Raw genomic sequence first — 18,431 nt, forward strand, 5'->3', positions numbered from 1 at the left:
CCCACGCCGCTCAGGCGCGGGTCTGCACGGTTCTGCGGGGGAACCGTGTGGTCGGGGGCTCGCGCCCGGTTCTGGCTCCACCCTTCAATAGCGGCCCCCCTTGGCCTCACGGTCCAGCGGAGGTGTTCGGCGGTGGGCTGGAGGTGGGTGGTGAGGAGGCGTTGGGCGGTGGGGCGGACCTGGTGTTCCTCGCGGGGTCTGGGCCGTGGGGTGCGGGTTCGAGGGGAGCCGGCCGGTTGTCGCGGGCGGCGCTATAGCGAGCGGCGTTGCGGCGTGCCGCTTCGAGCGTCGTACCGACGGGCGCGCGGGCGCGCGTTCCTGTCCAATTGGACAGGAACGGTCGGGGGCGGTTACCTTCCTGTCCATGTGGACAGGAAGAGAGGTGGCGCCGGGGGCTGATCCGGGCGTCGCGGGACGATCATTCGGCGGACGGCTGCACTACCTCGACTCGATCCGGATCGCCCTCTCGGCGCTGGTGATCCTGCACCACGCCGCCCAGCCCTACGGGCCGGTGGACTGGTGGTACGTCGAGGGGGAGCCCAAGGCGCGGTGGATCGAGGACTTCGCGGTGCTCAACGCACCGTTCAAGATGAGCCTGTTCTTCCTGATCGCCGCGTACTTCCTGCCCGCCGCGGTCGACCGGCGGCACGAGCGCCCCTATCTCGGGCCGCGGCTGCGGAAGCTCGGCGGGCCGATCCTCATCGGGTTCTTCCTCGTGATCCCGGTCCTGATGTTCGCCTACTACCGCGCGTTCCGCGGCTACGGCCCCATCGGGTTCGGCGACTACTACGCGAACGTCTACCTCGGCGCGGGCGAGGAGCCGGCCGGCTGGAGCGGCCCGATCTGGCCGGACCGCCAGTTCGGCCACCTGTGGTTCATCCAGCACCTGCTCGTCTACTCGCTGCTCTACCTCGCCTGGCGAGCGTTCGCGGACCGCGTGCGCGTCCGGCGGGGCGAGGAGGCGCTCCCCGGCGTCCGGGACGTTCCCGAGCGGGTGGGCGGGCTCGCCGTCCTAGGCTTCGCCGCCGTTGTCGCCGTCGGCACGGCGCTGCTGCGCGTCCGCTACGCCGTCGACGAGTGGATGCCGGTCGCGGAGATCATCCAGACCGAGCCCGCCGACCTCGCCCAGCACGTTCCCTTCGTGGTCGCGGGCGTTCTGGCCTACCGGCGCGGCTGGCTGGAGACCCTGCCGGCCCGGGTCGGCTACGGCTGGCTGGCCGCGGCCGCCGCGCTGAGCGTCGGCTATGTCGCCTTCCGGAGCGACCTGACCGGATTCTTCGAGCTGAGCGGCGCGAACGCGGGGCAGTTCGCGTGGGCCGGATACGAGACCGTGCTCTGCGTCGGGTTCGCCCTCGGCATGCTGGTCCTCTTCCGCGATCATGTGCGGGGCACGGGCAGGGCCCAGCGCGCCGCCGCCGACGCGACGTTCGCGATCTACCTCGTCCACCTGCCGATCGTCGTCGGCCTCCAGTACCTGATGCGCGACGCGCCGTTCGGCGCGAGCGGACGTTTCCCGCTCGTGGCGGCGGCCGCCTTCGTGCTCAGCGTCGGGGCCGCGCTGCTGCTGCGGCGCACGCCCCTCGTCCGGGCCGTCCTGTGACGGGGAACTGCGACTACTGTCGCCGGCATGCCGCAGAGACCGTCCGAGCCGTCGTCCAGGCCGAACCGCGGTGAGGCCCGCGAGGCGCTCATCGCCGCCGGCCGCCGCCTCTTCGCCGAGCGCGGCTACAAGGCCACCACCACCCGCGAGATCGCGACGGAGGCGGGCGTGTCGCACGCGCTGCTCCGCTACCACTTCTCGTCCAAGGAGGGGCTGCGCGACGCGGTGGACGAGAACGTCCTCGGGGGGTTCGAGCGAGCGTTCGCCTCGGCACGCGATGAGGGGTTGGAGAGCGGGACCCTGGCCGAGGCGGGGCGCGCGGCGGCCCTGATGTTCGGCGCGGACGAGGAGCGGCGCCGCTACATCCGCCGGGTGCTCGTCGACGGCGACGAGCGGGCGGCCGCGCTGCTCGGCCGGCTGGTCGAGGGCGCCCGGCGGGAGGTGGACCGGCTCCTGGCCGGTCCGGGTGCGCCGCCCGCCGAGGACCGGCGGTGGGCGCCGTACCAGGTCCTGTTCCTCATCCTCGGCCCGCTGCTGCTGGAGCCGGCGCTGGAGGCCGTCATGGGCGGGGATCCGTTCGCGCCGGAGACGCTCGCCGAACGCAGTGCGGCCAACCAGCGGCTCCTCCGGCGCGGCCTCTTCGGCCCGCGCTGACCCGGCGCCCGGACCTGCACGACCGGTCTGATCATGCAGGTCCGCGGCGCGGGGCTACTCCCCGGCGGTGTCGGCGGCCTCGGCCGCGGCGCGGGACTCGATGATCTCCTGCTCGGCCCGGGTGTGGCCCTCAGTGATGATCCTGACGACCTCCTCCGGGTCGTCGGTGAGGTGGAACAGGTCGATGTCCTGCGGCGAGATCTTGCCGGAGGTCAGCATCGACTCCTTGACCCAGTCGAGCAGCCCGCCCCAGAACTTCGTGCCGACCAGCACGATCGGGAAGCGGGTGATCTTCTTGGTCTGGACGAGGGTGATCGCCTCGAACAGCTCGTCCAGCGTCCCGAAGCCGCCCGGCAGGACGACGAAGGCCTGCGAGTACTTCACGAACATCGTCTTGCGGACGAAGAAGTACCGGAACTCCAGGCCGATGTCGAGGTGGTCGTTCAGCTTCTGCTCGAACGGCAGTTCGATGCCGAGACCGACCGACAGGCCCCCGTTCTCGTCGCAGCCCTTGTTGGCCGCCTCCATGATCCCGGGGCCGCCGCCGGTGATGACGGCGTAACCGGCATCGTGCAGGCGGGCGCCGATGTCGACGGCGAGTTCGTACTCCGGGGAGTCCGGCTTGGTGCGGGCGCTGCCGAAGACGCTGACGGCCTTCGGCAGCTCGGCGAGGAGGCCGAAGCCCTCGACGAACTCCGCCTGGATCCGCAGCACCCGCCACGGGTCGGCGTGCACCCAGTCGGCCGGGCCGCGGCTGTCCAGCAGCCGCTGGTCGGTCGTCGTCGGGGGGACGGCCCTCCCCCGCAGCATGGCCGGCCCCTGCCGGCGCGAACGGGAATTCACTTCCGTTGTCATGAAGCCACGGTAATGGGACCCTCAAGCCACGTGCGCATACGTTGCTCGCACTCGGCGATGAGGGGGATCTCGACGTACTCGTCCCGCGTGTGCGCGAGGGTGGGTTCGCCGGGGCCGTAGTTGACGGCAGGGACGCCGAGCTCGGAGAACCGGGCGACGTCCGTCCAGCCGAGCTTGGCGCGGACCTCGGCGCCGCTCGCGGCGGTGAACGCGGCGGCCGCCGGGTGGTTCAGCCCCGGTCGCGCGGCGGACGCGCCGTCGGTGACCGTCACCTGGAAGCCGGCGAAGGTTTCCCGGAGGTACGCCTCCGCGTCGGCCAGGGACTTGTCGGGCGCGAACCGATAATTCACAGTGACGACGCATTCGTCCGGGATGACGTTCCCGGCGACGCCGCCCGAGATGAACACCGCGTTCAGGCCCTCGTGGTACTCCAGCCCGTCCACGACCGGGCGGGACGACTCGTAGGCGCGCAGGACGTCCAGGATCGCCCCGGCCGAGTGGATCGCGTTCGACCCCATCCAGGCGCGCGCGCTGTGCGCCCGCTCCCCCGCCGCGGTGACCTGGACGCGCATCGTGCCCTGGCAGCCGCCCTCGATCAGCCCGCCGGTCGGCTCCATCAGCACGGCGAAGTCGCCCGCGAGCAGCTCGGGCCGGTGCTCCGCGAGGTGCCGCAGGCCGTTGCGCGCGGCCTCGACCTCCTCGCAGTCGTAGAAGACGTAGGTGACGTCGCGGTTGGGCGCCTCGATGGTCGCGGCGAGCCGCAGCGCGACCGCGACCCCGCTCTTCATGTCGGTGGTGCCGCAGCCGTAGAGCCGGTCGCCCTCCACGCGGGACGGGAGGTTGCCGTTCAGCGGGACGGTGTCGAGGTGCCCCGCCAGGACGACCCGTTCGGCCCGCCCGAGATCGGTGCGCGCGACGACGTTGTTGCCGACGCGCTCCACCGCCAGGTGCGGCAGCGCCCGCAGCGCCTCCTCGACGGCCCCGGCCAGGGATTCCTCCCCGCCGCTCACCGACTCGATGTCGACGAGCGCCGCCGTCAGGTCCGCCACGTCCGAGTAGAGATCAAGCCCCATGGTCGAAGGTTATCTATCATCGCGTTCGTGGAGATGCCCGTACTGGAGTGCGCCGTCCACTGGGCGCGTCCCGCCGACGACCCCCGGATGCGCGAACTCCTGGACGACGGGGAGCGCGCCCGCTACGCGCGGTTCCTGCGCGCCGAGGACAAGGCCCGGTTCGTCACCGGACGGTTCCTCGCGCGGACGGTCCTCGCCGAGGCCACCGGCAGGCCCCCGCGCGACCTGCGCTTCACCACCGTCTGCCCCCACTGCGGCGACTCGCACGGCAAGCCGCGGCTGCCCGGAAGCGGCCTGGACTTCTCGCTCTCCCACTCGGGCGACCGCGTCCTGCTCGTCCTGGCCGAGGGCGCCGAGGTCGGGGCGGACGTGGAGCAGGAGAGCGACCGCGACATCGACAGCCTCTCCCGGATGGTCCTCACCGCCGCCGAATCGGAGGTGCTGAGCGCCATGCCCGACCGGAAACGCGGCTTCCATGCCTACTGGAGCCGCAAGGAGGCCCTCCTGAAGGCGACGGGCCACGGCCTGGCCGCCCCGATGACCGCCATCCACGTCTCCGGCCCCGACGAGCCCCCCGAGGTCGTCGCCTGGGAGGGCGAGGCGGCCGTCTCGCCCGTCCGCCTCGCCGACCTGGACGCGGGCCCCGGCTACGCCGCCTCGGCCGCCGTGCTCACCGACCGGCCTCTCAAGATCGCCGAGTTCCCGCTCAGGTGTTGATGCCGTGGTCGCGGAGGATGTCGTTGAGGGACGCCTTGTCGTGGCGCTGCCCCTCCTCCAGCCGCTTGAGGATCAGCACCGCCGGAAGCCCGAACGTGCCGCCCTTGAACTCCTTGTAGCGGGTGCCGCCGACCGCGACGCACCAGTCGGGGACGCGCCCGCGGCTGATCTCCTCGCCGGTCTCGACGTCGATGACCGGCATGGACGCCGACAGGTTCGTGCCCGACCCGACGACGGCGCCGCGCCCCACCCGCGCCCCCTCGACGATCATGGACCGGCTGCCGATCATCGCCTCGTCCTCGATCACCACCGGCTTGGCGTTCGGCGGCTCCAGCACGCCGCCGATGCCGACGCCGCCCGACAGGTGGACGTTCTTGCCGACCTGCGCGCACGACCCCACGGTGGCCCACGTGTCGACCATCGTCCCGGAGTCGACGTAGGCGCCGATGTTGGTGAACGACGGCATCAGCACCACGCCAGGCGCCAGATGGGCGCCCCACCGCGCGATGGCCCCCGGCACGACGCGCACGCCGTCGAGCCGCGTCTTCAGCGGGATGCGGTCGTGGTACCGGAAGTCGCCCACCTGGGAGCGCGCCATGCCGAGCACCTTGAAGCTCAGCAGGATCGCCCGCTTGGCCCGCTCGTCGACGACCACCTCGTCGGTCGAGGGGTCGATCTGGGCGACGCGGGCCTCCCCGGCGTCGAGCTGGTCGACGGCGGCGACGATCGCCGCGCGCGCGTCGGCGTCGTCGGGCGTCAGCTCGGCGCGCCGCTCCCACAACTCGTCGATGCCGCCGGAGATCGGGCTGGTGAACGTTTCGGTCATGCCTCCTGAGCTTACTGGTGGCCATTCCCCAGTACTGTCTTCGCGTGGCTGTTTGGGCGAGGTTGAAGGCACGCCCCGAGGAGGGGGCGGGCGGCGGACGGCGCCGGCGCGGCGGCCGCTGGGCCGCGATCCTGTGCGTCGTCGTGCTGCTGGTGGGCGTGGGCGCCTACGTGGCCTTCCAGCGGGCGCGCCCGTACCTGCACGGGTCCGGGTGCGAGGTGCGCACGAGCCTGGGCAAGATGCCGCTCGACCTGGAGCAGGGCGCGAACGCCGCCACGATCGCCGCCGTCGCGTTCCGCAAGCAGCTCCCCGAGCGCGCCGTGGTGATCGCCTACGCGACCGCGATCCAGGAGTCCCACATCCACAACCTGCCGAACGGCGACCGCGACTCGGTCGGCATGTTCCAGCAGCGCCCGTCCCAGGGCTGGGGCACGCCGGACAAGCTCCGCGACCCCGTCCAGGCCACCAGCAAGTTCTTCGACGCCCTCGTCAAGGTCAAGGACTATCTCGACCGCGACCTGCACGACGCGGCGCAGAAGGTCCAGCGCAGCGCCGACGGCACCGCCTACGCCCAGCACGAGCCCGACGGCAAGCTCCTCGCGACCGCCTTCACCGGCCGCGAGCCCGCCACGGCCCGCTGCTGGTACCCGCCCGACAAGAAGGCGGCGTCCCGCCGCCCCGAGGCCCTCCGCGAGATGCGCCGCGCCTTCGGCAGCCGCCTGAAGGTCGGCGGCCCCGGCCCCCTCAAGGCGGGCGCCCCGTCCGACCCGAAGTCCTGGAACGCGATCCAGGTCACGAACCCCCGCTCGGGCTGGGCGGTGGCGAGCTGGGCCGTGACCCACGCCCAGGCCTACGGCCTGACCGAGGTCCGCTACGCGGGCAAGCGCTGGAAGTCCGACGCCGGCCACGACGGCTGGACGGAGGACAAGAAGGCCCCCCAGACCACCGTCATCGTCCAGTAGCGGAAGAGCCGGCTCACAGGTGGTCGACGGCGTTCAGGCAGCGGGCGGCCTGCGCGCGGAGAGCGCCCGCCAGTTCGGGCGGGCCGTCGTCCAGGTTGAAGTCGGCGTCCACCGATGTGATCATCCACACGAGGGCGGCCGGGGTGTCGGCGCCGACGTGCAGGAGGCAGCTGCGGGAGTCGACGGCCTCGACGACGCCCATGCCCGGCCACACGCGGTCGGCGACGGCCTCGGCGGACTCGTGCAGGGTGACCGTGGCCTGGCAGGTCCACGTCCGGACCGACAGGCGCCGCGCGAGGTAGGCCGCCACGTCGCCGTCCGGGGCGGCGCGGGGCGGGAAGCGCGGACCGGCCGGGAGCCGCGGCCGCATCCGGTCCACGCGGAACGTGCGCCAGTCGTCGCGGTCGCCGTCCCAGGCCACGAGGTACCAGTGGCGTCCGAAGTTGACCACGCTGTGCGGCTCGACCTGGCGGACGGTGTCCCCGCGCGGACCTGCGTAGCCGAACCGCAGCCGCTCGTGCCGGCGGCAGGCGTCAGCGACGGCCATCAGCGTGCCGGCGTCCACCTCGGGGGCGCGGGCGCCGACCCGGACGGTGGCGCGGGCGAGCGTCGCCACCCGGTACCGCAGCCGCGACGGAAGCACCTGTTCGAGCTTGGCGAGCGCCCGCAGGGACGTCTCCTCGATCCCGGCGACGGACCCTCCGGCCGCCGTCCGCAGCCCGAGCGCCACCGCGACCGCCTCGTCGTCGTCCAGCAGCAGGGGCGGCAGCGACGCCCCCGCCCCCAGCCGATACCCGGCCGCGCCCTGGGTGGCGTGGACGGGATACCCCAGTTCACGCAACCGGTCCACGTCCCTGCGAACGGTACGAGTGGTCACGGCCAGCCTTTCGGCGAGCTCGGCACCGGACCAGTCCCCGTGGGTCTGGAGCAGCGACAGCAGCCTGAGCAGCCGCGCGGATGTGTCCGGCATGACCCCACTATGGCAGCCCGCTTAGGACCGAACCCGTCCTAAGCGCTTCCTAGCGTCGTTCTCATGAGTTCCGACCGGGACATCCGTCCCTTCACCATCGACATCCCGCAGGACCGGATCGACGACCTGAACGCGCGGCTCGCGGCCGTCCGCTGGCCGGACGAGCTTCCCGGGGTGGGCTGGGACCACGGCGTCCCCGTCTCCTACCTCCAGGGTCTCGCCGAGTACTGGCGCACCGGCTACGACTGGCGCGCGCACGAGGCCGCGCTGAACGAGCTCCCCCACCACGTCACCGAGATCCAGGGGCAGCGGGTGCACTTCCTGCACGTCCGGTCGCCCGAGCCGGACGCGCTGCCGCTCGTGCTCGTCCACGGCTGGCCCGCGACGTTCACCGAGTTCCTCGACGTGATCCGGCCGCTCACCGACCCACGGGCCCACGGGGGCGACCCGGCCGACGCGTTCCACCTGGTCGTACCGTCGCTGCCGGGGTTCGCGTTCTCCGGCCCGACGCGCAGGCCCGGCGACGGCGACACCACACGCTACGCCGAGGTGGTGGCCGCGCTGATGGACCGGCTCGGGTACGGGCGGTACGGCACGCACGGCGGCGACGTCGGCTCATTCGTCTCGCCCCAACTCGGGAGGATTGCCCCCGAGCGCGTCGTAGGGGTCCACATGAACGGGCCGATGACGTTCCCGTCCTGGGACGGCGGAGACGACGACTACGACGAGGCCGACAAGGAGCGGCTCGCCGTCCTGACCGACCCGTCCGGTGAGCGGTTCGGGTATGGGGCGATCCAGTCGACGCGGCCGCAGACCCTGGCGTTCGGCCTGCACGACTCGCCGGTGGGGCTGCTCGCCTGGATCACCGACCAGTTCCACCAGTGGAGCGACCCGGCCAAGCGGCTTCCGGAGGACGCGGTCGGCAGGGACGCCCTGCTCACCAACGTCACGCTCTACTGGCTGACCGACACGCTGGCATCGTCGATCCGGCTGTACAAGGAGGCGTCGCAGTGGGGCGCCCCCATGGAGAGCTCGCCCGTCCCCACCGGATGCGCGATCTTCCCGGGTGACCTCACGATCCGGGCGCTGGCGGAGCGGCAGCACCGGATCGTGCACTGGGCCGAGTACGACCGTGGCGGCCACTTCGCGGCCATGGAAGCGCCGGACCTGCTGACCGACGACATCCGCCAGTTCTTCCGGAAGGTTCGCTGACATGGGCGCCCGCGAGGCGCTGTCCGCGCGGGCGCTCAACCGCGCGCTCCTCGAACGGCAACTGCTGCTGTGCCGCGCGGACCTCCCTGTGGTGCCCGCCGTCGAGCGGGTGCTCGGCCTCAACGCGCAGGACCCGAACCTGCCGTACCTCGCGCTGTGGAACCGGCTGTCGGCTTTCACGATCGATGATCTGACGGTGGCGATCGAGCACCGCGAGCTGGTGCGCTCGACGTCGATGCGCGCGACGCAGCACCTCCTGTCGGTGGCGGACTTCCGGCTGATCCGTCCGCAACTCGCGCCGCTGCTGCGCCGGGTGCAGCGCACCGCCTTCGGCCGCCGCACCGCCGGCGCCGACCCCGCCGCGCTCGTCACCGAAGCCCGCGACCTGCTCGCCGACGGCCGGACGCTCACCCGTCCCGAACTCGGCAGGCTCCTCGCGCGCCACTGGCCGGACGCCGACCCCGCCGCCCTCGGCTGGTCGGTGCAGTACCTCGAACCCGTGGTCCACCCGGCGCCGAGCGGCACGTGGAACGTCCGCGGCGCGACGCCGTTCGCCCGCGCCGACTGGACAGGCGTCCACCGGGAGCCGACGCTCCAGGACGCGTGCCTGCTGATCAGGCGCTACCTGGCGGCCTTCGGCCCCGCGTCGGCGGCCGACGCCCGCACCTGGTCGGGACTCGGCGGGCTCCGCGAGGTCTTCGACCGCCTGCGCCCCGAACTGCGGGTGTTCGCCGACGCGTCGGGGAGAGAACTCTTCGACCTGCCGGACGCGCCACGTCCCGACGACGACGCCCCGGCGCCCGTCCGCCTCCTGCCCGAGTTCGACGCGACGCTGCTCGCCCACGCCGACCGCACCAGGATGATGACCGCCGATGTCCGCCGCCGAGTCTGCGACGGCGCCGCCGTGGCCGCCACCGTCCTCGTGGACGGCACGGTAGCCGCCACCTGGACGACGAAGACCACCGCCGACACCGTCACCCTGACCGTTCGACCATTCCGCCCACTCTCACCGACGGACCACGCGGCAATCGAGGGGGAAGCCACCAACCTGCTCACCTTCACCCACCCGACCACCCGTCACCGTGTCGACCTGATGCCCATCACTGACGACTGACGAAGAGGCCCGGCGCCGAGCACTGGGTGTCGCAACAAAACGGGCAAAACACGAGGCTCGTCTGCGGAGAGGGGGCGAAATGGGGTCCCCGGAGGCTTTCGCTTGGGCCCTTGGGCCCTAGGGAGCCCGCCAATCTCTGAATAGCGTTCCGCATGTGCGACCCGCTGGAAGTCGCACAGTTCTCGCGGATGAATTCGAGAAGGGACTTCGCGGAATGAGGAAATCAGCAGGGGTGGCGGGAGGAATCGTCGCGGCGGCCTTGGTCGCGGGCGGTGTGGCCGCGGTGGCCCCCGACGACGGCCCCGCCGTCGAGCGCGTGGCGGCCACGTCGAGCGAGTCGGCCGGGAAGAGGGCCGGCCAGCGCTGCGCGATGAACACCAAGGTCAAGAAGGGCAAGTTCGTCGGGACCAAGTACGTCAAGCCCAACCGGCATCCGTGGCGGGTCACGGGCGAGGGCCCGAACTCCTACCTGGAGTACTCCGGCGAGGAGAAGGTCTCCAACAAGATCACCAGTAGTCTCAACGCGAGCTACGAGTCGATCAGCGCGAGCGTCGGATTCGAGGTGAGCGCGGAGAAGTCGACGAGACTCTCCTACCGCGTGAAGCTCACCAAGAAGGCCTTCTACACCATCCAGGTCGTCCAGGGGTTCAAGGGATGGAAGTTCTACGTCTGGCAGGACGTCGGCGAGCTTCGCATGGGCACTCCGCATTCCGGGATCGGCCTCTACTGCGACGTCAGCAAGCGCAACGTCTACCAGGGCGAGGCCGTCGCATACCAGTTCTGGACGCTCTTCAACAAGTGCAGCTACCGCGCGAAGGGAAAGACCAGGAACTGCTCGGCGTGACACGGCGCGACCCCGGATGACCAGGGTCGCCTGGACCGCCCTCACGCCGTCCAGGCGCCCCAGGTCAGACGTCGCGAGTCGCGCCCTGGCATGGCTGGGCGTGGGCAGGGCAGAGCGTCTTGATCCATCCCCGCCCGGTCTCGCTGCCCGGCTCGCCGCAGACCTCGCAGGTGCGGCGGGACTCGTCCCAGGCGGCATGCAGGATCGCCCTGACCCGGCTGCCGAGTTCCCGGCTGATGCCGAACTCGCCGGTGACGGGGTCGACGTACCCGCCCAGATTGACGTCCAGCATTCCCCACTTCTCCTTGACCTGGGACACCTGGTAGTTCGGCAGCACGGCGAGGAGTTCGGCATGGGTCCGCATCAGGATCCCGCGCCACCCGGGCCCGACATAGTTGAGGTACTCGGGTATCTGCCTGTCGGCCACATTCGCCATACCCCCGATTCTGCCCGAAGCGCACTACCGCCAACAGGCTCGCGGTCCAGCGTCAGCTCTCCTCAGGCAATTCGAGCACGTCCGCTCTCACGTGACTCAAGCCCGCCACTCACGCAAACGACTCATCAGATCACGAGCCGCAGCCGGCGTAAGCCTGAGCAACGGCCCGTCCGAGTCCTTGGAGTCCCGAACCAGAACCCGCCCCGACACAGCGGCAAGCTCCACACACTCACCACCACTGCCACCGCTGTAGCTGCTCTTGCGCCACACAGGCAAGCGTTGACGCTGCTGATTCATGGCTGCTCGGCTCGCAGCTGGCTGATCAAGACGCGCGCCGCCTCTAGCGTGAGCCCGAGTTGAGGGCCGTCCGGATTCTTGGAGTCACGGACCAGCAGTCCATCCGAAACAGCGGCTAGTTCCACGCATTCACCGCCGTATCCATCGCTGAAGCTGCTCTTACGCCACGCAGGCAGGCGTTGATGCCGCCGGTTCACGACCGCTCGGCTCGTAGTTGGCTTAGCAGGTTGCGCGCCGCCACCAGAGTGAGTCCGATCCGAGCGCCTTCCGGATCTTTGGAGTCACGGACCAGCAGCCCTCCGGGGCCTGCGGCAACTTCAACGCATTCGCCTCCAGTACCGTCGCTATGGCTGCTCTTCCGCCACCGAAGGTCCAACTGTCCCGAGCAGGTCACAGATACCCCTCACGTACGCGAAGCATGAACTCGATGGATTCGGCCTGACTGAGAGCTTCACCCATCACCAAGTTGAAATGTACACCGGCCTTGAAGAGAACGTCCTTGTCTCCGATGAGTTGGCTGATGTGACCTGCCTCGGTGTACATCAAGTCGGAATCTCGCACGAAGCTCAGCAGTATGAAGCCGCCTCCCAGCGCAAGTGGTGTGATCCTCTCGAAGGGCATGATGAGGACCTGAATGTTGGGCCGCCGAGTCATTTCGACGAGGTGGTCGATCTGTTCCACCATCACCTTGGAACCGCCGACAGGCCTCCGAAGTGCGGACTCGTCCAGGACGAACATCGTTTCCGGCGGGGTCTCGCGCAAGAAGATCCCTTGGCGCTCCATCCGTACGGCGACACGGGCATCAAGGGTTTCAGCCGGTTCGTTCTCGTCCATGATCCCCCGCGCATAGCCCTCGACCTGGAGAAGGCCAGGAACCAACTGGGCTGCAACGCAGCGGATGCCGATCGCCTGCGCTTCCTGCAGCCGGTAGTTGTCGAAGCTGGGGCGTAGGACGCGGTGGCGGCCGGCGCGGCGGATGGCGGTGTGGATGCGGTGGAAGTGGCCGTCGTCCTGGTCCCAGCCGTCGGTCTTGAAGTAGGTGTCCAGGTCGAGGGCGGTCTGCTCGGAGACGGTCTTGTCCGTCTTCTCAAGTTGACAGATCCACTGCGGGGTGCAGCCTAAGGCGTTCGCGAGCTGGCTCTGGGAGAGCTTCGCGCGCTGGCGCGTCCGGCGGAGCTCTTCACTGAAGTAGACGCGCAGCGCGTCGGGGTCTTGCTGGTCACTGGCCATGACGGGGGCCTCCGGCACTCGGTTGGCGGGGGCGTCGGGGGGTGGACGTCCAGTTACAACGGCTTCGTTGCCGACAGTAATCGCCCGACCGCAATCTGTCCCAAGAACCAAGCGAACGCCGACGAGCTCGGCCGTGAAGGGGCAGGTCAGCGCATGAAAGACACGCGAACGGCGGAGATCGAGCGGGACTTCCCCGCCTGGATGGTGTGGACGTCCCAGCGGGGCGAGTACTGGGGCGCGGTTCGACGCGATCCGAGGTCGAGCCTGCCCGCGACCGTCATAGCGGACTCCGAGAGGGAACTACGCGAGGCGCTGGCCACTCAGCCGTCCGCCGGGGAGCTGAGCCGATGAACCCTGCCGCCGGCCTGACGCACTGGATTCCCGGCCTGCAGGTCTGGTACGGCATCTACACACGCTCCTGGTGGGCCTTCATCCCCGGCCCCCCAGACCGCCTACTCGAAGCACCAACTCCAGACCACCTCGCCCAAAAACTCACCGCACTCTCCCTGCGAGCCACAGAACGCCACCTCGCCCCACTCCGGTAACAGCCATGCGGGCCCTAGACGACCGTGTCTGCGATCCCAGCGCAGTTGCGCGGCAAGGCCACTTTCATCCTCGGGTGACCTCGTCGTTCTGCAGCATCACCATGGTTCTGCCGTCCCCACGCATGCGGCAGGATGTAGTCCATGAGCGTTTTGGAGCGGTATCGATCCTTGTTGTGCGAGGAGTACGGCGAAGAACTCACCACTCGCATTTTTGACGACCCCGCGTTTCTCAATTTCGTCGCCGAAATGCATGAGCTGGAGGGCGGCGAGTTGGACGGAGTCGCCTGCGAAGTCGCCTTTCACCTGGTGGAGCACCTGGACGACAACCCGGGTGATTCGGCGAACGACGCCTATGCCGAGCTCCGACGGCGCCTGCATCCCCGGGGTTCAGCCTGAACCTGTGCTCACTATCGTCCTTGACGGCGACGAGCACCTTCAGGCGGGACGCCGTCCCACCCTTCTCGAATAAGCAGGCCCCTGGTAGGACGCTCGTCCACCTCACAGAGGCTCCGCATGCTCTTGCATCGTGTTTCGCTGCCATTGCCACGCCAGACCCTGACCTATGCCACCGGCGTCGTCCGCCGGCACCGCAAGAAGATCGGCAACAAGGTCCGAGCATCACCGCCCGGCCCGAAGTGCGTCAGGTCGATGAGACTGTGCCAACTCCCCTGAGACCGGCCCGCGAGGCGGTCCATCACTCGGGAGCGGGCCATTCCTCGGCCAGGAGCGCGTATGAGAGGCCGTCGAGCCATCCCTTGGTGCGGTGGAGAGAGTCTCTCACCGTGTGCTGCTCGCGGCGCATCCCAACCCGCTCCATCAGCCGCCACGAGGCTTCGTTGTCATAGAAACAGTCCGCTTGCAGGCGACGCAGGCCAAGACTTCCGAAGGCGACGTCAATGAGGGCGCGTACCGCTTCGGTGGCATAGCCCTTGCCTCCGTAAGAGGGATCCAACGTCCAGCCGAGCTCTCCTTGGACGCCTTTCGCCTGGTCAGCGACCTCCTCCTGGGCCCAGGCGTCGTGGATCTGAAGCATCAGATCGCCGATCACCCGGCCGTCCAGTTCGACGATGAGCAGGTCCGCGAGCCGCTCCTCGCGGAGAAAACGCTCACGGTAGTCGTCGTACGTCGTCGTGGCGGCCCCGACCCATTCGTAGACTTCCGGAAGCTGCCGGAAGGCCCAGGTCGCGTCCACGTCGCCGGGGCCAGCCCGGCGCAACAGCAGTCGGTCGGTGAGAATCGGCCAGTCCAGCCTGTCAAGAGGGTGGCGCATGGGCTTCATACTGGCAGAGAGCCTTGGCCACGCAGAACGGGTTACCGCGGGCGACGCCCCAACAACGACGCGGCGATCGCCCTACAGAAACTGATAGGACCCCGGCAGGGTCACGTCACGCCCGGCGTCGTCTTTGACATATGTGACCGCCCCTGTCGTACGACCGTCACGTTCCGCGCGGACGTGGACCAATCCCAACTCCACATCCGCGTCAAGTTTGATCTGGCTACCGTGCGGCAAGCCGATTTCTTTTGGAGGCAGCTTGAAGTCAATCCGGTGACGGTATTACAGCCCCCAGATCCCATGAAGCGGCCACGCGCCGCCAGAAGCGCTATTCAATCTCGGAAAAAGCAGCACCCAACCTCCCACCTCCGACCTCTTCGATACGATCAACCTTCCAAGTCTGATCGCCGACCGAAAAAGTGTCACCAAGGCGCAGGGTGAACTCATTCTCTCCCTCATCTTTGACGAAGAGAATCACCTCCGAGGGATCACCATCTTCTCCCATATTCACGTCGACCAAGCCCATCTTTGTCCCACCTTCCAGATAAGCCTGAGTTCCTTCCTGAAGGGCAACATTCTGAGGTGCCATGATTACTCCGATGTTGCGTAGCGCGGCCCTGCTTCGCGTTTGAACTCTTGGACTGTCATCGCCTCAGGATGCTTTTCACCCCACGGATTGCGCAGATGAACCCGGCCGCCGGCTGACGCACTGGATCCCCAGCTTGCAGGTCTGGTACGGCATCTACACACGCTTCTGGTGGGCCTTCATCCCGGCCCTCCAGACCGCCCGCTCGAAGCACCATCCCCAGACCACCTCGCCCAAAAACTCACCGCACTCTCCATGCGAGCGGCGCAACTAGATCGAGCGGGCTGCGCAACCTCAGCTTTTGCCACGGCGAGTCACTGACGGCACGGTTAACGGGCCGCCGGTTCAAGCAAGCTGTCAAGCTTAGGCAGCCTCGGGTGAAGCCGTGCCTATCACCGATTTACGGCCAGCGGGTGTGCGATCTGCTGATCCAGGCGATCGTCCCACTCCACACTGTTCGCGCGAGGCGCGCAATGCGCCCGGCCGTCAGTCGACCCTAGAGAAAACGGCTCCCCATCGATTTCTCACCGGCTCCCCGATACGATCGAGTTTCCAGGTTTGCTCGCCGATCAGGAAAGAGTCACCCGGGTGTAGTGTGTACTCTTTCTCTTCCTCATCTTTAACGCAGACGACCACCTCCGGAGGGACGCCATCTGTTCCTTCGATCACGCGAACCAGCCCCATCTGCATGCCGCCCTCCAGGTGCGCCTGAGTTCCCTGCCGAAGACCGATATTCTTGCGCGCCATGATCACTCCAGAGTTGAGTAGCAAGTCCGTACATTGCGTTTGAGCTCTTGAACCGTCATCTGAGCAGGGTGATCGATACCCCACGGATTACGCAGGTGCAGCTTACCTTGAGCGTCTATCTTGGTGACTTCGTAGACATGACCGGCGAAGAGGCCTTTTGGAAGACTCGATTCACCTGCCGCTAGCTCGCGAGTTCCCACCAGTACAGGCTTGTCGAGAGAGAGTCGCTGGGCGATCTCATCACCGAGTTGACGGTCCGCACTGCGCCCCTGCCGGTCATAACCACTCGGGAATTGTACCGTCCTGGCCGGAAGCCCCGTGAGCTGTGTGAGCAGTTCAGAGCGTTCATCAGGGGTGCTCCCCTGATTCAGCCGTACATAACCGGTTGGCGCATCCCCAGAATTACCTTGCGCTTTCCAGAGCTGCTTTGCCCTGTCCCAACGTTCAGCGGTCCACGACCTGTCCGCTCCAGCAATCGCCTTCTCCAGAACGGGAGCCCAGGCCGTGTTGGCCAAGGCAGGAGCAAAAACAGGCTTTCCGGGCTCATCATCCATGACCGGCAACTCGGGCGTCACCGTAAGTGTGATCGAGTTTCCAGTCGGCTCGTAGCACTGCTTGGCCCTTGAGTACTTCGCCTCGTGCAAACGTACCTGATAATTACCCTCATCGGTTTCATGTACACAAGAACGAAGGGCCTCTGGCCTAGATGCGGCGACCGCCCCCAAGGTGGCGATGATACCGCAATCGCCCAGTCCCCCTTGCTCCGCCTGCTCACGCTTCGGCATTCCATCGAAAAGCGGAATCCGAGTGCCGTCGGGTTGATCGAGCGGCATTCCATATCGATCTGGAATGAACTCGGGCTCTTCTTCGGGGTCTTGGAAATCCGGGCGGTCGACCACCCCTTCTATTTCCCTGGGGCGGTCGCTCCGATCCAGCTTGGCCGCCCACCGCTTCAGACGATCAGAAATCCCGCGTTCGGGGGCGTACTCATCGGGCTCGGCAATGCCCGCGCCCTCACCAGGCGGTATTTCAGCAAGACCCCTCCCGTTCGGCTCGTCCGAAAGGTCGTCTGAACTCTCAGAGGATGCCGGGAATTCCGGCTCACCGGCAGGGGCGGCTGTAAGGTCTGCGCCCGGCATCTCCTGCCGCTTTGCAGGCTCGTCTACGACTCCGCGCGCGTCCTGGCTGCCACCGTCCGCGGAGGATGATGTCACCGTGGTGACGGGTGCCTGCTCCGGCGCGAAAAGGGGGGGCTGATCCCCCGGAGACTCGATCTCTGTGCGGTCGCCCTCGGCAGACGAAGCAGACTCTCCTAGACCCTCTGCAGGAGGTGGGCTCTCAGGAGCCACGCCCTCAGGCTCCTGCGGCCCTCTCTCCTGGTGAACGAATTCGCGGGCGCGGGCGAGGCTTTCACGGCGGGACGGCTGGTGTGGGGAGCCAGGGTTGTCGGCCGGCAGGGTGTGCTGCTGTTTCGGGGAAACCGGTTCGTCGGGCGCCTCGGGTTTCTCGCCAACGCTTTTGGTCTGGGCGTCAGCGAGCTTGCCGTCACGGTTATCTTGCGACTCGCCGCCGCTTGGCTCCGCGTCGGTCTGCCCGGCCTCCTCGCTCTCGGACTGCTCTTCCTCTCCGCCCTCGCCCTGCTCGGACTCCTCGCCGGACTCGGAGCCGCCTGCTTTCACGTCCGGCTTGGCCGCGTCCTCTTCCCTGTCGGGGGTCTCGGGGCCGCTCGGCTCTTCCTTCCCCTTACCGCTGTCGGCCTGTGGGGAGGAAAGCTTGTCGTCGCGTTCTTCCGGCCCTCGGGAACCGCTGTCTTTGACCGCCACCTGTGATGTCCCGCCCTCTTGCGGGGCAGCTTCCCGGGCTCGGGCGAGGCTTTCGCGGCGGGACGGGTAGCCGGGGGCACCCGGAGTGTCACGCGGGGGCGCGGGCGGCTTGTCAGGCGGATCCGGCCGGTCGGTGTTCTCGACTTTGGTATCGGTCCTGGTGGGATGCTCCATGCCCACGCTGCGTCCCTTCCCCGAGATGTCACCGGCACCGGTTCGCCTCGCCTCATGCAAGCCTGGGCCACCGATGCCGAGCGGGGCCTTCGGCCGGTCGTACCGACGTTCATAAAAGCGCGGATCCGCCGGGATTGCACGTTTCATAGATCGCTGACTTGTAGCGCTGTTTCGATGCTGTGGCGAACCGGCTTTGGGTGCGATGTCATCGTCGCCATTCGCAGCCGGCGCCGCTGACTGAATCGATTGGGTGCTCGGGAACCCGACAGACGTTCAGGGCGAGCGTGTCAGGTCGCGCGGGCCCCGGGCGGTATCGAGGCCCATGAAGCGCAGGCCGCCCGTGTCGGCAGCGTCGCGGAGCTGCTCCGTCGCCCGGTGGTCGCACACGCTGGCCTCAAGGCGTCCACTGGGATGGTTGCGCCACACCGCACGCGGCGCCACGACGGCGGTGAGGTCCGCCGACCAGCGGCCCCTGCGCCGTTCCTTGCCCACC

At 68.5% G+C, this 18,431-nt stretch carries 23 protein-coding genes; 9 read left to right on the top strand and 14 right to left on the bottom strand.

All coding sequences use genetic code 11. The annotated features are described in order from the left end of the window. Positions 1–364: 364 nt before the first annotated feature. Positions 365–1,600, top strand: a complete 1,236-nt coding sequence (locus BJY14_RS12410) for an acyltransferase family protein (protein WP_179843752.1) — start codon at positions 365–367, stop codon at positions 1,598–1,600. 27 nt (positions 1,601–1,627) lie between these two features. After that, positions 1,628–2,254, top strand: coding sequence for a TetR/AcrR family transcriptional regulator (locus BJY14_RS46465; protein ID WP_179843753.1), 627 nt, complete (start codon positions 1,628–1,630; stop codon positions 2,252–2,254). 54 nt (positions 2,255–2,308) lie between these two features. Here BJY14_RS46465 and BJY14_RS12420 read toward each other — a convergent pair whose 3' ends face one another. Further along, complete coding sequence (locus tag BJY14_RS12420) at positions 2,309–3,109, bottom strand: LOG family protein (protein ID WP_179843754.1); 801 nt, start codon at positions 3,107–3,109, stop codon at positions 2,309–2,311. Continuing rightward, the gene (gene dapE / locus BJY14_RS12425; protein ID WP_179843755.1) at positions 3,106–4,182 is read right to left on the bottom strand and encodes a succinyl-diaminopimelate desuccinylase; all 1,077 of its coding nucleotides are present in this window, start codon (positions 4,180–4,182) and stop codon (positions 3,106–3,108) included. Before dapE ends, BJY14_RS12420 begins: the two co-directional genes overlap by 4 nt. Positions 4,183–4,215: 33 nt before the next feature. Here dapE and BJY14_RS12430 point away from each other — a divergent pair, with 33 nt between their 5' ends. After that, positions 4,216–4,899, top strand: coding sequence for a 4'-phosphopantetheinyl transferase family protein (locus BJY14_RS12430; protein ID WP_246396696.1), 684 nt, complete (start codon positions 4,216–4,218; stop codon positions 4,897–4,899). Here the strand turns inward: BJY14_RS12430 and BJY14_RS12435 are convergent. After that, positions 4,889–5,725: a 2,3,4,5-tetrahydropyridine-2,6-dicarboxylate N-succinyltransferase gene (locus BJY14_RS12435; protein WP_179843756.1), complete on the bottom strand. Its 837-nt coding sequence runs from the start codon at positions 5,723–5,725 to the stop codon at positions 4,889–4,891. The two genes, BJY14_RS12430 and BJY14_RS12435, sit on opposite strands and share 11 nt — an antisense overlap. A 44-nt stretch (positions 5,726–5,769) precedes the next feature. Between BJY14_RS12435 and BJY14_RS12440 the strand changes: the two genes are divergently transcribed. Further along, positions 5,770–6,687, top strand: a complete 918-nt coding sequence (locus BJY14_RS12440) for a hypothetical protein (RefSeq protein ID WP_312879174.1) — start codon at positions 5,770–5,772, stop codon at positions 6,685–6,687. 13 nt (positions 6,688–6,700) lie between these two features. Here the strand turns inward: BJY14_RS12440 and BJY14_RS12445 are convergent, their stop codons facing one another. Then, the gene (locus BJY14_RS12445) at positions 6,701–7,657 is read right to left on the bottom strand and encodes a helix-turn-helix transcriptional regulator (RefSeq protein WP_179843757.1); all 957 of its coding nucleotides are present in this window, start codon (positions 7,655–7,657) and stop codon (positions 6,701–6,703) included. A 63-nt stretch (positions 7,658–7,720) separates the two neighbouring features. Here BJY14_RS12445 and BJY14_RS12450 point away from each other — a divergent pair, with 63 nt between their 5' ends. The 3 genes from BJY14_RS12450 (at position 7,721) to BJY14_RS12460 (ending at position 10,827) form a co-directional block, all read left to right on the top strand. Beyond that, positions 7,721–8,869: an epoxide hydrolase family protein gene (locus tag BJY14_RS12450; protein WP_179843758.1), complete on the top strand. Its 1,149-nt coding sequence runs from the start codon at positions 7,721–7,723 to the stop codon at positions 8,867–8,869. Between the two features lies 1 nt (position 8,870). Beyond that, the gene (locus tag BJY14_RS12455; protein ID WP_179843759.1) at positions 8,871–9,983 is read left to right on the top strand and encodes a winged helix DNA-binding domain-containing protein; all 1,113 of its coding nucleotides are present in this window, start codon (positions 8,871–8,873) and stop codon (positions 9,981–9,983) included. Between the two features lie 232 nt (positions 9,984–10,215). Beyond that, positions 10,216–10,827, top strand: coding sequence for a hypothetical protein (locus tag BJY14_RS12460; RefSeq protein ID WP_218905319.1), 612 nt, complete (start codon positions 10,216–10,218; stop codon positions 10,825–10,827). A 64-nt stretch (positions 10,828–10,891) separates the two neighbouring features. Here BJY14_RS12460 and BJY14_RS12465 read toward each other — a convergent pair whose 3' ends face one another. From BJY14_RS12465 to BJY14_RS12485, 5 genes are all read right to left on the bottom strand, one after another. Next, positions 10,892–11,263 carry a TraR/DksA family transcriptional regulator gene (locus tag BJY14_RS12465; RefSeq protein ID WP_179843761.1) on the bottom strand — a complete coding sequence of 124 codons (372 nt, stop codon included), beginning with the start codon at positions 11,261–11,263 and terminating at the stop codon, positions 10,892–10,894. Between the two features lie 96 nt (positions 11,264–11,359). Then, positions 11,360–11,560 (bottom strand): DUF397 domain-containing protein, encoded by a 201-nt coding sequence (locus tag BJY14_RS12470; RefSeq protein WP_179843762.1) that lies wholly within the window; start codon positions 11,558–11,560, stop codon positions 11,360–11,362. After that, positions 11,557–11,757, bottom strand: coding sequence for a DUF397 domain-containing protein (locus BJY14_RS12475; protein WP_179843763.1), 201 nt, complete (start codon positions 11,755–11,757; stop codon positions 11,557–11,559). Before BJY14_RS12475 ends, BJY14_RS12470 begins: the two co-directional genes overlap by 4 nt. Next, a complete protein-coding gene (locus tag BJY14_RS12480) occupies positions 11,754–11,954 on the bottom strand; it encodes a DUF397 domain-containing protein (RefSeq protein ID WP_179843764.1) in 201 nt (66 codons plus the stop codon). The genes BJY14_RS12475 and BJY14_RS12480 overlap by 4 nt, the downstream gene beginning before the upstream one ends. Then, positions 11,951–12,790 (bottom strand): helix-turn-helix domain-containing protein, encoded by an 840-nt coding sequence (locus BJY14_RS12485; protein ID WP_179843765.1) that lies wholly within the window; start codon positions 12,788–12,790, stop codon positions 11,951–11,953. Before BJY14_RS12485 ends, BJY14_RS12480 begins: the two co-directional genes overlap by 4 nt. A gap of 153 nt (positions 12,791–12,943) precedes the next feature. Between BJY14_RS12485 and BJY14_RS12490 the strand changes: the two genes are divergently transcribed. Both BJY14_RS12490 and BJY14_RS12495 read left to right on the top strand, forming a co-directional pair. Further along, a complete protein-coding gene (locus tag BJY14_RS12490; RefSeq protein ID WP_179843766.1) occupies positions 12,944–13,141 on the top strand; it encodes a hypothetical protein in 198 nt (65 codons plus the stop codon). A gap of 335 nt (positions 13,142–13,476) precedes the next feature. Beyond that, a complete protein-coding gene (locus BJY14_RS12495) occupies positions 13,477–13,731 on the top strand; it encodes a hypothetical protein (RefSeq protein WP_179843767.1) in 255 nt (84 codons plus the stop codon). A 298-nt stretch (positions 13,732–14,029) separates the two neighbouring features. On the opposite strand, the gene BJY14_RS12500 is transcribed toward BJY14_RS12495, so the two are convergent. The 5 genes from BJY14_RS12500 to BJY14_RS12520 all read right to left on the bottom strand — a co-directional run bounded on the left by BJY14_RS12500 (position 14,030) and on the right by BJY14_RS12520 (position 18,430). Continuing rightward, entirely contained in the window at positions 14,030–14,605 is a 576-nt protein-coding gene (locus BJY14_RS12500; RefSeq protein ID WP_179843768.1) for a GNAT family N-acetyltransferase, read from the bottom strand. 331 nt (positions 14,606–14,936) lie between these two features. Beyond that, positions 14,937–15,197 carry a DUF6406 domain-containing protein gene (locus BJY14_RS12505; RefSeq protein ID WP_179843769.1) on the bottom strand — a complete coding sequence of 87 codons (261 nt, stop codon included), beginning with the start codon at positions 15,195–15,197 and terminating at the stop codon, positions 14,937–14,939. Positions 15,198–15,680: 483 nt separating this feature from the next. Next, the gene (locus tag BJY14_RS12510; protein ID WP_179843770.1) at positions 15,681–15,941 is read right to left on the bottom strand and encodes a DUF6406 domain-containing protein; all 261 of its coding nucleotides are present in this window, start codon (positions 15,939–15,941) and stop codon (positions 15,681–15,683) included. 2 nt (positions 15,942–15,943) lie between these two features. After that, positions 15,944–17,764, bottom strand: a complete 1,821-nt coding sequence (locus BJY14_RS47180) for a C2 family cysteine protease (RefSeq protein WP_179843771.1) — start codon at positions 17,762–17,764, stop codon at positions 15,944–15,946. 447 nt (positions 17,765–18,211) lie between these two features. Continuing rightward, entirely contained in the window at positions 18,212–18,430 is a 219-nt protein-coding gene (locus BJY14_RS12520) for a JAB domain-containing protein (protein WP_179843772.1), read from the bottom strand. Position 18,431: the final 1 nt, after the last annotated feature.

The sequence above is a fragment of the Actinomadura luteofluorescens genome (genome assembly GCF_013409365.1).
In the GTDB taxonomy this organism is placed as follows: domain Bacteria; phylum Actinomycetota; class Actinomycetes; order Streptosporangiales; family Streptosporangiaceae; genus Spirillospora; species Spirillospora luteofluorescens.